The sequence below is a fragment of the Glycomyces sp. YM15 genome (genome assembly GCF_016918015.1).
GTDB lineage: Bacteria > Actinomycetota > Actinomycetes > Mycobacteriales > Micromonosporaceae > Glycomyces.
Window position 1 is genome coordinate 117864 of record NZ_JAERMK010000010.1, and the last position, 14729, is coordinate 132592.

11 protein-coding genes are annotated in these 14729 nt (G+C 69.2%); 7 read left to right on the top strand and 4 right to left on the bottom strand.

All coding sequences use genetic code 11. From position 1 onward, the window contains the following. The gene (locus tag JHY01_RS13010) at window positions 1-972 is read right to left on the bottom strand and encodes a PDR/VanB family oxidoreductase (RefSeq protein WP_205326082.1); all 972 of its coding nucleotides are present in this window, start codon (window positions 970-972) and stop codon (window positions 1-3) included. 107 nt (window positions 973-1079) lie between these two features. Beyond that, window positions 1080-1964 carry a LysR family transcriptional regulator gene (locus JHY01_RS13015; RefSeq protein ID WP_205326083.1) on the bottom strand — a complete coding sequence of 295 codons (885 nt, stop codon included), beginning with the start codon at window positions 1962-1964 and terminating at the stop codon, window positions 1080-1082. 83 nt (window positions 1965-2047) lie between these two features. Here JHY01_RS13015 and gabT point away from each other — a divergent pair, with 83 nt between their 5' ends. Both gabT and JHY01_RS13025 read left to right on the top strand, forming a co-directional pair. After that, complete coding sequence (gene gabT, locus JHY01_RS13020; RefSeq protein WP_205326084.1) at window positions 2048-3385, top strand: 4-aminobutyrate--2-oxoglutarate transaminase; 1338 nt, start codon at window positions 2048-2050, stop codon at window positions 3383-3385. A 30-nt stretch (window positions 3386-3415) separates the two neighbouring features. Further along, the gene (locus tag JHY01_RS13025) at window positions 3416-4807 is read left to right on the top strand and encodes an NAD-dependent succinate-semialdehyde dehydrogenase (protein WP_205326085.1); all 1392 of its coding nucleotides are present in this window, start codon (window positions 3416-3418) and stop codon (window positions 4805-4807) included. 303 nt (window positions 4808-5110) lie between these two features. Here the strand turns inward: JHY01_RS13025 and JHY01_RS13030 are convergent, their stop codons facing one another. After that, window positions 5111-6061 carry a YafY family protein gene (locus JHY01_RS13030; RefSeq protein WP_205326086.1) on the bottom strand — a complete coding sequence of 317 codons (951 nt, stop codon included), beginning with the start codon at window positions 6059-6061 and terminating at the stop codon, window positions 5111-5113. 63 nt (window positions 6062-6124) lie between these two features. Between JHY01_RS13030 and JHY01_RS13035 the strand changes: the two genes are divergently transcribed. The 5 genes from JHY01_RS13035 (at window position 6125) to JHY01_RS13055 (ending at window position 13978) form a co-directional block, all read left to right on the top strand. Beyond that, window positions 6125-8356, top strand: coding sequence for an excinuclease ABC subunit UvrA (locus JHY01_RS13035; RefSeq protein WP_205326087.1), 2232 nt, complete (start codon window positions 6125-6127; stop codon window positions 8354-8356). Window positions 8357-8729: 373 nt separating this feature from the next. After that, a complete protein-coding gene (locus JHY01_RS13040) occupies window positions 8730-9170 on the top strand; it encodes a DUF4383 domain-containing protein (protein WP_205326088.1) in 441 nt (146 codons plus the stop codon). Between the two features lie 415 nt (window positions 9171-9585). Further along, window positions 9586-10812 (top strand): PP2C family protein-serine/threonine phosphatase, encoded by a 1227-nt coding sequence (locus tag JHY01_RS13045; protein ID WP_205326089.1) that lies wholly within the window; start codon window positions 9586-9588, stop codon window positions 10810-10812. A 237-nt stretch (window positions 10813-11049) separates the two neighbouring features. Next, on the top strand, window positions 11050-12594 hold the full coding sequence (locus tag JHY01_RS13050) for a polysaccharide lyase family 1 protein (RefSeq protein ID WP_205326090.1): 1545 nt from the start codon (window positions 11050-11052) through the stop codon (window positions 12592-12594). Between the two features lie 142 nt (window positions 12595-12736). Further along, window positions 12737-13978 carry a DUF2786 domain-containing protein gene (locus JHY01_RS13055; protein WP_205326091.1) on the top strand — a complete coding sequence of 414 codons (1242 nt, stop codon included), beginning with the start codon at window positions 12737-12739 and terminating at the stop codon, window positions 13976-13978. Window positions 13979-14030: 52 nt separating this feature from the next. Here the strand turns inward: JHY01_RS13055 and JHY01_RS13060 are convergent, their stop codons facing one another. After that, on the bottom strand, window positions 14031-14405 hold the full coding sequence (locus tag JHY01_RS13060) for an Rv3235 family protein (RefSeq protein ID WP_205326092.1): 375 nt from the start codon (window positions 14403-14405) through the stop codon (window positions 14031-14033). Window positions 14406-14729: the final 324 nt, after the last annotated feature.

Sequence of the window (14729 nt, forward strand, 5' to 3'; positions counted from 1 at the left end):
TCAGAGCTCCAAGGTGAGGCGGCCGGACCTGCAGCGGGACACGCAGATCATCATGACCTCGTTCTCCTCGCGCTCGGCCGGAGACAGCACCGAGTCGCGGTGGTCGACCTCGCCGTCGACCACGCCGGTCTCGCAGGTGCCGCAGACGCCTTCGAAGCACGAGCCGACGACGTTCACGCCCGCCTCGCGCACGACCTCGAAGACCGACTTGTCGGCCGGAACGGTCAGGTTCAGCCCGGACTCCTGCAGCAGCAGCTCGAACGCCGCGTCGTCGGCAGCGGAGGCGGGTTCCTTGGCCGCGAAGCGCTCCAGGTGCAGTGCACCGGCGGGCCAGGCCGCGCACCGCTGCTCGACCGCGTCCAGCAGGCCTCCGGGGCCGCAGCAGTACACGAGCGTGTCCGGTTCCGGGCTGCCGAGCAGTGCGTCCAGGTCGGGCAGGCCGACCTCGTCGGCGGCCAGCACGGTGACCCGGTCGCCGTAGGCGCCGAGTTCGTCGAGGAACGCCATGGACCGGCGGCTGCGGCCACCGTAGTGCAGGGTCCAGTCCGCTCCGGCGGCGTGGGCGGCGGCGATCATCGGCAGGATCGGGGTGATCCCGATGCCCCCGGCGATGAAGCGGTAGCGGGGTGAGTCGGCCAGCGCGAAGTTGTTGCGCGGACCGCGCGTGCGCAGCACGGTCCCCTTCTTGACGCTGTCGTGCACGAAGCTCGAGCCGCCGCGGCTCTGCGGCTCGCGGAGGATGCCGAGGCGCCAGCTCGCGCGGTCGGCGGGGTCGCCGCACAGCGAATACTGGCGCACCGCGCCGTTCGGGAGCATGAGGTCGACGTGGGCCCCCGGGGCCCACGTCGGCAGCTCGCGGTCGCCCGGGGCGATCAGGCGCAGCGAGACGACGCCGTCGCTCTCCTGCCGCACGGCATCGACGACCAGGTCGGCTTCGACCTCGCGCGCGGCGGTGTCTGCGGATGTCGACATGGGCTTCTCCCTGGCATTCCGAAAAATCGTTCGTACCCAAACGATACTCGAGATGCGGCGAGGCGGGCAAGATCTCACGCTAGATCATTTGTATCCGAATGAAATGGTCAGTCCGTCGAGAGGACGTCGGCCCCGTAGCGCTCTCCGCAGAACTCCCGCAGCCGTTCGGCGATGGCCGCCAGCGCTTCCGCCGCATGGTGCCGGGGCGACCAGGCCGCGTGCAGCTTGATCCGCAGCGGCCCGCCTGCGCCTTCGACGCGCAGCCCGTGCAGCCCGAACCTGGCGTCGTCGGAGACGACCGCGACCCCGCGCCCGGCGGCCGCCAGCGCCTGCGCCACCTGTGCGTTGCCGCATTCGACCGACTCGGGCATGGCGAGGCCCTCGGTCTCCAGTGCCTCCTGGAGGATCTGCCGCGGCCGCAGCGACGGATCGAGCACGATGAGCGGTTCGGCGGCCAGTTCGCCGAGCTCGACCGAGGCGCGCGAAACCCACCGGTGTCCTTGCGGCACATAGGCCCACAGCGGGAGGACGGCGAGCGCGCGGCGGCTCCAGCCGGCCTCGGGCGTCCGGGTGACGATCGCGAGGTCGGCGCCGTCCCGAAGAACGGCCGTCCCGGTCGCCTCGATGACATGGGGCAGCGGGTCGCTCGTGCCGAACGTGGCGAGAAACGGCGCGATGACATCGGTCAGCGTCGTGGTCGGCGCTGCGATGGTGAGCTCCGCAAGGTGCCCGGACGCGAAAGCCTCGGCCGCCGACTGTGCGTCGCTCGCGCGCCGCAGTACGTCGCGGGTCACGGGCAGGAACTGCCGCCCTGCCGCAGTGAGCCGCAGCCGACCGCCCTGCCGGTCGAACAGGTCGATGCCCAGTTCGCGTTCGAGCTGCCGAATCTGGCGCGACAGCGCGGGCTGGGTCATGCGGACGGCCGTGGCCGCGGCACTCACCGAGCCGTGCTCGGCCACGGCCGCGAAGTATCGCAAGGTGCGCAGTTCCATGATCAGAAGTATGCCTCAGGAGCATGGCGAGACAAGAATATCGGCATTTGACAGCATGATTCCGAGCGTTGAGACTTGGATTCATGACGCTCACCAGCACTCCCGCCCAGACCCGCCGCCTGGCGACCTCCATCCCGGGGCCGCGCTCACGAGCGCTCATGGCGCGCACGCAGGGCGCCGTGGCCTCCGGGGTCGCCACCACCTTGCCGGTCTTCGCGGTCCGCGCCGGCGGCGGCGTGGTAGAGGACGTCGACGGCAATGTCCTCATCGACCTCGGCTCAGGCATCGCGGTGACCACCGTCGGCGCCAGTGCCCCCCGGGTCGTCGAGGCGGTGCGCGAGCAGGTCGCCGCCTTCACGCACACCTGCTTCATGGTCACGCCGTACGAGGGCTACGTCGCAGTGGCCGAGCAGCTCAACCGGCTCACCCCTGGCACGCACGAGAAGCGGTCGGCGCTGTTCAACTCCGGCGCCGAGGCCGTCGAGAACGCGGTCAAGATCGCCCGCACCCACACCGGGAGGCACGCCGTGGTGGCCTTCGACCACGCCTACCACGGCCGCACGAACCTCACGATGGCGCTGACCGCCAAATCCATGCCCTACAAACATGGCTTCGGGCCGTTCGCGCCGGAGATCTACCGCGCGCCCCTGTCCTACCCGTACCGCGACGGGCTCGACGGCCGAACTGCGGCGGCACGCGCCGTCGAGATGATCGAGAAGCAGGTGGGACTCCCGGCCGCACTGATCATCGAGCCCGTCCAAGGCGAGGGTGGGTTCATCGTGCCGGCCGAGGGCTTCCTGCCCGCGCTGGCCGAATGGTGCCGGATCAACGACGTGGTGTTCATCGCCGACGAAGTGCAGACCGGCTTCGCCCGTACCGGCGCCATGTTCGCCTGTGAACACGAGGGCGTCGTCCCCGATCTCCTGGTGAGCGCCAAAGGTATCGCGGGCGGACTTCCACTGTCGGCGGTCACCGGACGCGCCGAGATCATGAACGCCGCGCACGCCGGCGGGCTCGGCGGCACCTACGGGGGCAACCCCATCGCCTGCGCCGCCGCACTCGCGGCGGTCGAGACCATCGAGGCCGACGGGCTCATCGAACGGGCTCGCCGCATCGAGCAGCTGATGAAGGACCGGCTCGCGGGCTTCCAGAAGGCGCACCGCCGCATCGGCGAGGTGCGCGGACGCGGCGCGATGATCGCGGTCGAGCTGGTGCGGCCGGGCACGACCGAGCCTGATCCGGGGTTGGCCAAGGCCCTCGCGGCCGCCGCGCACTCCCAGGGCGTGATCGTGCTGACCTGCGGCACGTACGGGAACGTCCTGCGATTCCTGCCGCCCCTGTCGATCAGCGACGAGCTGCTGCACGACGCGCTCGACGTGCTCGGCAGTGCCCTCAACGACGCCGAGTCCGCCCGGGCCTGACCGGTCTTCCCAGTAGAAGGAGCGTTTCCCATGACGGAGTTCGAAGTCAAGGACCCCGCGACCGGCCGGACGGTCGGAGCCGTGCCGGACGGCGGCCCGGCCGAGGCCGCCGCCGCGGTCGACGCCGCAGCGGCCGCGGCTCGCGAATGGTCCGCCACGCCGCCGCGTCGCCGGTCCGAGATCCTCCACCGCGCGTTCGAGCTGATGATGAGCGGCCGCCACCGGCTGGCCTCGCTCATCGTGGCGGAGAACGGCAAGGCGGCCGCCGACGCGCAAGCCGAGGTCCGCTATTCGGCCGAGTTCTTCCGTTGGTACGCCGAAGAGGCGGTGCGCCCTGCCGGGGCGTACGGCCCCTCCCCGGCGGGCGGCACCCGGACCGTGGTGACCCAGCGGCCGGTGGGCATCGCCGCGCTGGTCACCCCCTGGAACTTCCCGGCGGCCATGGCCGCCCGCAAGATCGGGCCCGCTCTGGCGGCCGGCTGCACCGTCGTGCTCAAACCGGCGGCGGAGACGCCGCTGACCGCGCTCGCTCTGGTCCGCTTGCTGACCGAGGCCGGCGTCCCCGACGGCGTTGTGAACATCGTGACCACGACCCGCGCATCCTCGGTGGTCACCGCTTGGATGGAGGACCCCCGGGTCCGCAAGCTCTCGTTCACCGGCTCCACCGAGATCGGACGGAAACTCCTGCGGCACGCGGCGGACCGGGTGGTCAACGTGTCGATGGAGCTAGGCGGGAACGCGCCCTTCATCGTCACTGCGGACGCGGACCTCGACGCCGCAGTGGACGGCGCGATGGTCGCCAAATTCCGCGGCGGCGGGCAGGCCTGCACCGCGGCCAACCGGTTCTACGTCCATGCCGATGTCGCAGAGGAGTTCCTGTCCCGCTTCGGAAAGCGGGTGGCGACGCTGCGGGTGGGGCCGGGCTCGGACCCACGCACCGACATCGGCCCACTGATCAACGCGGAAGCCGTCGACAGCGTGACGAACTTGGTCGACTCGGCTCTGGCCGCCGGGGCCCGCGTCGTGGCGCAAGCCGAGCTGCCAAGGGGCGGCACCGGTCACTTCTTCACCCCGACGCTGCTCGCCGATGTGCCCGCCGACGCCGAGATCGTCCAGCAGGAGATCTTCGGCCCGGTGGCGCCGGTGGTGACCTGGACCGATGAGGCCGCATTGCTCCGCGAGGTCAACGGCACCGAGATGGGCCTGGCCGCCTACGTCTATTCCGGTGACCTGGGGCAGGCCTTGCGCCTGGGCGAATCGATCGAGGCGGGCATGGTCGGCCTGAACCGCGGCATCGTCTCCGACCCGTCCGCCCCTTTCGGCGGAGTCAAGCAGAGCGGCCTCGGCCGCGAGGGCGCCCGCGAAGGCCTCCACGAGTTCACCGAGACCCAGTACCTGTCGCTCGCCTGGCCCGAGGTTTGACTTACAGCGTGCCCAGGCGAAGCCGACCCGGGCGATTGGCGGGGATAAGAGGATTCGAGCTCTTGGCTTTCGGCTCTCGCGATGTGGACCCTCCTCGGTCGAGGTACTTGTGGCCCGCCCCTCTTAAGCGGGTTTCGGGTGATACCCGATCATGGGTTCAAAGGGCTCGGCGCCGCTTCGACTACGCCGTCGCAGGCCTGGAATCCTTCGCAGGCACTGGACTATGGACAGCCGCCATCACCTGGCGAGGAACACCGCCTTCCATGAGGCCATGCGGAGTCGAGGCGACGTGTCCGGTCGGGCTCAGGCGGCGGCCGAACGCAGACGTTCGGCGAAGCGGCGGAACCCCTCACGGAACGCGTCAGTAGCCTCGATCGTGAAGTCGGCGTCGAGGAAAGCGAGTGCGGCGAGCGGCCACTCCCACGAGTCAAGGCCTATGGCCACGCGGGTGCGTCCGCCGTCGAGCACGCTGAGTTCGACGGTGTCGTGACGGAACGCCTCGGCAACGGCCGCCGGGGGCGCTTCGACGACGAACACGACGGGCTGCCGGTCCTTGCCGATGCCCTCGGCGAGGTAGTCGACGGCGGGTGGAGCGGGCCGCGGGTCGAACCGGGTCGTGGACAGGCGCAGACCGGAAAGGCGGTCGGTCCGGAAGACCCGCCAGTCGCCGCGGCCGAGATCCCAGCCGAGGAGGAACCAGCGCTGGAGGTGGTGGACTTGGCGGTAGGGCTCGACGCGGCGCGACGAGACCACGCCGTCCTTGCGCTCGTAGTCGAAGGCGACGACCTGCCGGGCCGCGATCGCGTCGGCGAGCTCACCGAGGTCTCCCGCGCTGGTGCTCGGGGCGCGGACCTCGCTGGTCTCCAAGCTGGAGCGGACCCGCGCGATCCGGGGACGCAGCCGTTTGGGCAGGTACTGCTCGACCTTTCCGTAAGCGCGGGTGGCGGCTTCGTCGACCGAACCCTCATCGGCGCTGCCGGTGGACGCCAGCGCGGCGAGGCCCAGCAGGACCGCGATGGCCTCGTCGTCCTCGAGCATGAGCGGCGGCATCACGGCACCGGCAGTGAGCCGGTAGTGGCCGCCGGGACCCGGGCGCGTCTCGACCGGGTAGCCGTACTCGCGCAGGCGGTCGATGTCCCGCCGCAGCGTCCGTGGGCTGACACCGAGCCTCGCGGCGAGTTCACCGCCGCCGAACGCGCGGCCGGTCTGCAGCGATGCCAGGAGCGAGAGCATCCGGCGGGTGACATCGGACATGCTCCCCAGTGTGCCTGAAGACGCGGTCAGGAACCGGCCGCATCTCCGCTTAGCGTCTGATCCATGAACGAACGCATGATCCGCATCCGTGGCGCCAGAGCCAACAATCTCAAGTCGGTGGACCTGGAAGTGCCGCGCGGAAGCCTGACCGTGTTCGCGGGGCCGTCCGGCTCCGGGAAGTCGTCGCTGGTGTTCGACACGATCGCCGCCGAGGCCGGCCACCAGGTCAACGAAACCTACCCGCCGTTCTTGCGGAACCGGCTGCCGAAGTGGACGCGGCCCGAGGCCGACGAGATCTCGGGCCTCTCGCCAGTGGTCGTCATCGACCAGCGCCGGCTCGGCGGCAACGCCCGGTCGACCGTCGGGACGATCACCGACGCGTGGACGTACCTGCGGCTGCTCTACTCACGGATCGGCAAGCCGCATCTCGGCGAGTCGAACCGCTTCTCGTTCAACGAACCCGCCGGGATGTGCCCGACCTGCTCGGGCCTCGGCGAGGCCGTGGAGATCGACGTCGCGTCGTTCCTCGACCTCGACCGAACGCTGAAGGAGGGCGCGATCCTTCTGCCCGGCTTCGTGGACGGCGGCTACTGGCTCTCCAAGTACACCGACATCAGATCGTTCCCGGTCGACGCGCCGCTGCGGGACTGGACCGAACGCGAGCGCCTCGCGCTGCTGTACGGCGGCGAGCATGCCGACCGGCTCGGTGTGAAGCCGCCGGCCGATTTCGAGGGCTTGGTGGCGTGGTTCGAGCGGATCTACCTGCACACCTCCGACAGTCTGTCGGACCGCAAGCAGGAGGCCATCGACCGGTTCACGAGATCGGGCAGGTGCCCGGACTGCGGCGGCGACCGGTTGAACGCCGAGGCCCGGGCCGTGACCGTACTCGGCCGCACCATCGGCGAGATGGCGCTCATGGAGGTCGCCGAACTCGCGGACGTCGTTGCGGGCGTGCAGGACGCGGCTGTGGCACCGGTGGCGTCGGCTCTGGTGGAGCGGCTGCGCGCGATGGACGCGATCGGCCTCGGCTACCTGCACCTAGGGCGGGCCACGACAAGCCTGTCCGGGGGCGAGTCGCAGCGGGTGAAGACCGTGAAGCACCTGGGCAGCAGCCTGATCGAGATGCTGTACATCTTCGACGAACCCACGGTCGGCCTGCACCCGCAGGATGTCCACTCCATGATCGGGCTGCTGAAGCGGCTGCGGGACAAGGGGAACACGGTGCTCGTAGTCGAGCACGACCCGGCCGTGATGGCGGTTGCCGACCAGATCGTCGAGATCGGGCCCGACGGAGGCACCGCCGGCGGCAGGGTGGTCTTCCACGGGACGTTCGACCAGCTCCGCAAAGCCGACACGCCGACCGCGCTCGCACTCGCGCAAGCGGCCCCGGCTGGCGCCGCGCCACGCGAATCCGCCGAAGTGATCACGGTCGGGCCAGCTGATCGCAACAACCTGCAGAGCGTCACCGTCGACATTCCGACCGGCGTGCTGACCGTGCTCACCGGCGTCGCCGGGTCCGGGAAATCGAGCCTGGCGGTCGAACTCGTCGAGCAGCACGGCGCGATCGTCGTCGACCAGCGCCCCGTCACGGCCAACCGCCGGTCGACGCCGATCACCTATACCGGGATCGCGGCGTCGGTCCGGCGGCTGTTCGCGAAGGAGAGCGGTCTGCCCGCCAAGTACTTCAGCGCCAATTCCGAAGGGGCCTGCCCTGTCTGCAAAGGGCACGGTGTCGTCTACACCGATCTCGCGTTCATGGACGGACAGGAGGCCGAATGTGAGACGTGCGGAGGGCGCCGGTTCACGGAGGAGGCGCTCCGGCACCGCGTCGACGGGCTCACCATCGCCGACGTGGCGGACCTGACCATCTCTGTGGCGCTGCAACGGCTCTCGGATCCGACCATCCGCCGGGGCCTGCACCACCTCGACCGCGTCGGGCTCGGCTACCTGCGTCTCGGCCAGCCGCTCTCGACGCTCTCGGGCGGAGAGTGCCAGCGCGTCAAGATCGCGAGGGAACTGCGCGAGGCCGCCGAACCGTCGCTGTACGTGCTCGACGAGCCGACGACCGGGCTGCATCTGCGCGACATCGGCACGCTCATGACGGTGCTGTCCCGACTGGTCGAGAGCGGCCACACCGTGGTGGTCATCGAGCACCACATCGAGGTGATCCGCCGCGCCGACTGGATCGTGGACCTCGGCCCGGGGGCGGGCCGCCACGGAGGGCGGGTCCTCTACGAGGGCCCGGTGGCGGACATTCGAGGCACGGCGACCGCTCGGGCGCTCGGACAGCGCTAGATCGCAGCATGTACCTCGTATTTGAGCCGACCTGTACGCGCTCACCAGGGTCGCGGCAGCCGGCGGGCCCCGAGATGCCGCTCAAGGCTCCACAGGTAGCCCACCGGCGACTTCCGGGGCAGGTCACTCCGGGTGCTCTGCCACGACCGGTACCAGGCGCCGACGCCGAGTGCGGCTCCGGCTGCGGCCACGACGGGCTGCCTCGAGCAAGGCCGCCGGCTGCCGCTGCTTCGTGCCCGCGGGAGAGCGTTCGGAAGATTCCCGGGCGCGAACCCATCCGCGACCGTCCCGGGCACGAATCTCAGGTATGGCAGCCGCGAGCGCGTCCGCCTGTCCGTCACCGTTCCCTTGCCCAACGGAAAAGGAGTTCGAAATGTCCACTCAGCAGACTCGGGGCCGCGCCCCGGTGCAGATGATCGCGATGGTCGTCTCACTGGTATTCATCCTGGTCGGCGTGCTCGGGTTCATCCCCGGGGTCACTTCCGGCTTCGACTCGATGTCCTTCGCCGGCCACCATTCCGAGGCCAGGCTGCTAGGCGTGTTCGAGGTGTCGGTGCTCCACAACCTCGTCCACCTCCTGTTCGGCATCGTCGGCTTCCTGATGATCCGCTCGATCTCCGGTGCCGTCACCTACCTCATCACCGGCGGCGCGATCTACCTCGTGCTGTGGCTGTACGGCATGCTCATCGACCTCGACTCGAGCGCGAACTTCATCCCGGTCAACGACGCCGACAACTGGCTCCACCTGGGTCTCGGCATCGGCATGGTGGGATTCGGCGCCGCTTTCGCACGCAGCGCCAAGACCGCGCGGTGACAGTTCGCGACCGCGGAACCCGCAGCCCGCGACACTACGCGTGTTCCGGGTGATACCCGAGCCCTCAAGCCCCGTATCCCCCGCCAAGAATCCCCGCTGACCTGCGGATACGCAGGGCCAGCGGGGCTATTTGCGTTCCAGGCCCTCGAATCTTGGTGCAAGAGTCGGACAGCGGACGCTTTCGGGCCGTTGAGCTGCGAAGACCCTCAAGTTCCGGTTTCGCGGGACCGGCTCGAGAAGAGGGCCGGCCCGGGCCAAGCAACCTCCCTGAATCGCACAGCTCGACCGGGTCCGATTGCAATCGGCGCCGCGTTTCAAACGCGATCAAGCGCTTATCCGCAGGTGAGCGGAGGTAGCGTAACCCTGGAGGTCGAGGCTCGTGGATAGGACGCAAGGGGCGCGGCGCCGGTCGGCGATGACGGACCTGGATTACGCCGCGCTCTTCGAGGCGACACCGAGCCCGTGTGCGGTGCTCGGTCCGGATCTGGTGATCGTCGAGGTCAACCGGGCCTATCTCAAAGCGGTCGGCCGCACTCGTGCGGATCTGCTCGGGCGGCACCTCTTCGACTGCTTCCCGGAGAACCGGGCCGATCCCGGGACGGACGGGACGGAGCACCTGAGAGCCTCGCTGGACAGGGTCCTCCGGTCGCGGGAACCGGACACGATGGCGCTGCAGAAGAACGAAATCCCCACGGGCCGGCCAGGGGTGTTCGAGGAGCGCTGGTGGTTGCCGGTCAGCACGCCGATCCTGGGCCGGGACCGCGCAGTCAAGTGGATCGTCATTCGCCTGGAGGACGTGACTCCGCTCATCAGGGCCATCGCCTCCGGCGACGAGCCGTCGGTCGAGAAGGTGGCAGAGGAGACCGAGCTGTACGCGCGGGCCCTCGAGCTGAACCACCTCAACCAAGAACTGCGGCTGGCCCACATGCGTGAGCACGAAATGACGGTCACCCTGCAGCGGACCATGCTGATGACGCCGGACTTCGAGCACCACGACGACGTCGCGGTGCGCTACCTGCCCGCCGACGACTCGCTGGCCGTGTCGGGGGACTGGTACGACTTGATCGACCTGCAAGACGGCCGCTTCTCGCTGACGATTGGCGACGTCGTCGGGCACGGGCTGGAGGCCGCCGCGGTCATGGGCATGCTGCGAAGTGTGCTCAACGCCGCCGTCCGCACCTTGGAGCGGCCCGCTCAAGCATTGGAGGTCCTCGGCCTGTTCGCCCGCTCGATCGAGGGGGCCATGAACACCACGTCGATCAACGCACTGGTGGACCCCGACAGCAGGTTGATCACCTACAGCAACGCGGGGCACCCGCCGCCTGTTCTGCTGCACCCGGACGGCGAGTGCGAGCTGCTGACCCAGGTCCTCGACCCGCCGCTGGGCGCTCGGCCCCAGCAGGTCCCCTCCTCGCAGGCCGGGCATGCCTACATCCCCGGCGACGCCCTCGTGCTCTATACCGACGGGTTGATCGAGCGCCGCGGCGAGGACATCGACGTGGGGCTCGACCGCCTCATCTCGACGTTGGGACGCCACCGAACCCACGACCCGGAACTCCTGGCCGACGCGCTGATGTCCGACCTCGGTGTGGGCAGCGGCCTCGCACGCGACGACATCGCCTTGATCGTCGTCGGGCTGTGACCGCCGATCGGCTCCTTGTGCACCGACCGCTCCCCGACGAGCGGAACCTCCTCATGCTGAGCGGTCCGCCGGCCGCCAGGCCGGCGTCTTCCGGGAAGGTCTCCTCCCACCGCCGAGGCCGCTGACGCCGAAGAAGTTTCTGCAATCGGTTGCATCGGAGGTATTGACCTTGAGAAAGCCCTTTCCTTAAACTCATTGAAATATTTCGATCTATCTCCCCTTAAGGAGAGCTCCCAGATGAGACGAACAATCGCACGAAGACTCGCCGCGGTGCTGGCCACTGCGGCCGTCGTCGCCGCCGGGGTCGCCCTGTCGATCACCAACGCGTCGGCGGCAACCGGCGGCGTCACCGGCTACGCCACCCAGAACGGCGGCACCACCGGCGGCGCGGGCGGCGCCACCGTCAGGGCCACCACCGGCACCCAGATCAACCAGGCGCTGTGCAACCGCGCCAGCTCCAGCACGCCGATCATCATCCAGGTCGAGGGCACCATCAACCACGGCAACACCGCCGACGTCTCCGGCTCCAGCTGCGACGTCGGCTCCACCCTCATCGACCTCAAACGCGTCAGCAACGTGACGATCGTCGGCGTCGGGAGCGGCGCGGTCTTCGACCAGATCGGCATCCACATCCGCGAGTCCAGCAACATCATCCTGCAGAACCTCACGGTCAGGAACGTCAAGAAGTCCGGCTCGCCCACCTCCAACGGCGGCGACGCCATCGGCATGGAGGCCGGCGTCCGCAACGTCTGGGCCGACCACCTCACCCTCGAGGCCTCGGGCGGCGAGTCGGAGGGCTACGACGGCCTCTTCGACATGAAGAACGACACCAAGTACGTGACGCTCTCCTACAGCATCATGCGCAACTCCGAGCGCGGCGGCCTGGTCGGCTCCAGCGAGACCGACCTGACGAACAGCTTCATCACCTACCACCACAACCTGTACCAGAACCTCAACTCGCGGGTTCCCCTGCTGCGCGGCGGCACCGCCCACGTCTACAACAACCACTACGTCGGCATCGTCGAGTCGGGCATCAACTCCCGCGCCGGCGCCAAGGCCAAAGTGGACAACAACTACTTCGAGGACTCGAAGGACGTCCTCGGCACCTTCTACACCGACGAGCGCGGGACCTGGCAGACCAGCGGGAACATCCTCGACAACGTGACCTGGTCCAGCCAGGGCAGTGAGAACTACCCCGCCGGCCCGAGCATGCCGTCCACCACCACCGTGAGCATCCCCTACAGCTACTCGCTCGACAACGCCTCCTGCGTGCCGAGCATCGTGGGCCAGACGGCGGGCGCGAACAAGGGCAACCAGGTCTCCGACGGCAGCTGCAACGTGCAGACCCCGACGCAGAGCCCGAGCGACCCCACCACCGGTCCGACTGACCCCGGCACCAGCCCGACCAACCCACCGGGCGGGACCAACCTCAGTCTCGGCGCGGGCGCCGACGGCTCCAGCAAGGCCAGCGGCACCAGCTACGGCAGCGTCATCGACGGGGACATGAGCACCTACTGGTCGCCGAGCGGCACCACCGGTCGCGTCTCCGTCAAATGGTCCGGCGCCAAGACCATCGACACCATCAACATCCGCGAAGCCGCAGGTTCCGTGGGGAACATCGGCAACTGGCAGGTCGTGAACAACGACACCGGCGCCGTCCTCGCCTCCGGCAACGGCGCAGGGGTGATCTCCTTCGCCGCCACGTCGCTGACCAAGGTCAACTTCGTGATCACGAGCGCGAGCGGCACCCCGAGGGTCGCCGAGTTCGAGGTTTACGCCTGACGCCGCGACACCCCGCGCGGCCGCGCGGGGTGTCGCCACTCACGCCCGACCCGAACCGCAGTGCTGGCCCCGTGACCTGCGAGATTGATACAGTCGCAGGAGTGCTCGCGGGGCTTTTCGCGTTCGCGGAATCGGGGGAACGGTGCAACAGGACGAGCTGAACGGGCTGCCGCTCGAAGGGCGCGCCCGATACGCGGTGCTCGGCGTCCTCCAGCAGGCCGAACGCGCGCGCCTCGACTGGGTCGACGCCGCCTCCGATCTGGAGGGCGCCTCAGCCGATCCGGGATGGCCCGCCGCGCTCGCCGGCGCCTTCGACGAACTCGGCGGCGACGCCGCGCTGCGGGCCTGGGAATGGGGCTGGATGCCCCGAGAAGCCTTGAGCGCCTTGCGCAAGTCCCTCAGTCCCGAAGCGGTCCGCGCCGGGGCCGTCATGATGCGCGGCCAGCTCGCGCGATACAGCGACATGCAGCTCAGCGACCGCTGGAACGTGCAGCGCGAAGAACTGGTGAGCGCCGTCCCGTTCGCGGGCGTCGCGAGGGCGAGTGCGGGCCTCGGCCGCTGGGACCGGATCGTCCTGTGGGCCGCGGTGCTCGAAGCGCTCGACTTCCTCAGCGGACTCCCGAAGATCCCCAAGGTCGAACCGCTCCCCGGGGACGTCCTCATCACGCACGGCCTCGGCGTCGCCGAGTCCTCCCGCGTCTACGAGAAGATCCGGGCCCTGCTCGCCAAGGCCGAATCCACCGACTCCGACGCGGAGGCCGAGGCGTTCACCGCCAAGGCCCAGCAGCTGATCGCCCGCCACAGCATCAACGAGGCGCTCCTTGCCGAAGCGGGCCAAGGCAAGCGGGATCCCGAGGCGCTCCGCGTCATCATCGAGCGCCCCTACGAGCAGCCCAAGTCCGAGCTCCTCGCCCAGATCGCCGACGCCAACCACTGTCGCTCGGTCTACTGGCCCGACGGCGGGTTCACCACTTTGATCGGCGACCGCGCCGACCTGCGTTCCATTGAGCTGCTGTACAACTCGCTGCTCGTCCAGGCCACGTCGGCGATGACCCGCGTCGGCTCGGTATCGGCGAAGCGCGGCAAGTCCCAGACCCGCTCCTTCCGCCAGTCGTTCCTCGCGTCCTTCGCCATGCGCATCGGCGAGCGACTCCGCGAATCCGCCGAGGACACCGCCCGCGACTTCACCGAGGAGACCGGCACCGACCTCGTTCCCGTGATGCGCCAACGCGACCAGCGCGTCGATGCCCGCACCGCGGAGCTCTTCCCGCGCCTCAAGCTCGGCCGCTCCACCCGCATCACCAACTACGAGGGCCATATCGCCGGCCTCGCGGCGGCCGACGCTGCCCGCCTCACCGCCCCTGAACCCATCGCCCGCCGCTGACCCGGCACGGACATGGCCCCCGGCGTTCGACGCCGGGGGCCCGCTCATTCGACTAGAGCCGGTGCATCGGGCGGTGACGTCGGTTGGCGTGGAGGAGGTCGCAGTGGTCGAGGCGCCAACCGTGCCGCGTCGCACGGAAGGTGAAGGTCATCGCCTGGTGGGCGTTGCCGTTCTCGACCATCGCGACGATCTCGGTGGTATCGCGCGTCGGGCATTTCGCGGTGACGACGCGGACCTGCCGGAACCGCGTCGGCACCCGCCGCTGCACTCTCGTGAAGGCCCTCCAGCCCGCATCGGTGGCGAGCAACCGGGCCTCCGCGGCGGGTTTGCGGCCGGTCAGCACGTTCAGGAAGAAGGTGGAGTAGGAAACGGCCTGGCGGGGCGAGAATCGGATTGCGGTGGTCTCGAAGTCGTTGTGGCACTTCATGGTTCCTCCAGGAAATCGATGGTGGGCGTCGGTTTCGAAGGAGAATCTATGCGTCACTTTGGGTGAAGTCAACAACACGATTCGTGATGCTCAGGTCGAGTGCGTCTGTTGCTTGTAGAACACGCCCGACGGCACACCGCGAAGTGCCGCGACGTAAACGACAAGGCCGCGTCGGTTAAAGGCGCGCCATTGACGAACCCTACAAAAACAAGAAACTTGCGCCGTCCATCCCTGCTCGGCGCTGCGTCGGCACAGGGACGAAGCGGCCGGGGCCGGCGGCCCGCACACGGGGTCCCGCCCGGCCGCATTAAGTTGTTAGCCACC

Coding starts and splice junctions, on each gene's coding strand:
- JHY01_RS13010 (WP_205326082.1), bottom strand. CDS start 972: ATGTCGACATCCGCAGACACCGCCGCGCGCGAGGTCGAAGCCGACCTG.
- JHY01_RS13015 (WP_205326083.1), bottom strand. CDS start 1,964: ATGGAACTGCGCACCTTGCGATACTTCGCGGCCGTGGCCGAGCACGGC.
- gabT (WP_205326084.1), top strand. CDS start 2,048: ATGACGCTCACCAGCACTCCCGCCCAGACCCGCCGCCTGGCGACCTCC.
- JHY01_RS13025 (WP_205326085.1), top strand. CDS start 3,416: ATGACGGAGTTCGAAGTCAAGGACCCCGCGACCGGCCGGACGGTCGGA.
- JHY01_RS13030 (WP_205326086.1), bottom strand. CDS start 6,061: ATGTCCGATGTCACCCGCCGGATGCTCTCGCTCCTGGCATCGCTGCAG.
- JHY01_RS13035 (WP_205326087.1), top strand. CDS start 6,125: ATGAACGAACGCATGATCCGCATCCGTGGCGCCAGAGCCAACAATCTC.
- JHY01_RS13040 (WP_205326088.1), top strand. CDS start 8,730: ATGTCCACTCAGCAGACTCGGGGCCGCGCCCCGGTGCAGATGATCGCG.
- JHY01_RS13045 (WP_205326089.1), top strand. CDS start 9,586: ATGACGGACCTGGATTACGCCGCGCTCTTCGAGGCGACACCGAGCCCG.
- JHY01_RS13050 (WP_205326090.1), top strand. CDS start 11,050: ATGAGACGAACAATCGCACGAAGACTCGCCGCGGTGCTGGCCACTGCG.
- JHY01_RS13060 (WP_205326092.1), bottom strand. CDS start 14,405: ATGAAGTGCCACAACGACTTCGAGACCACCGCAATCCGATTCTCGCCC.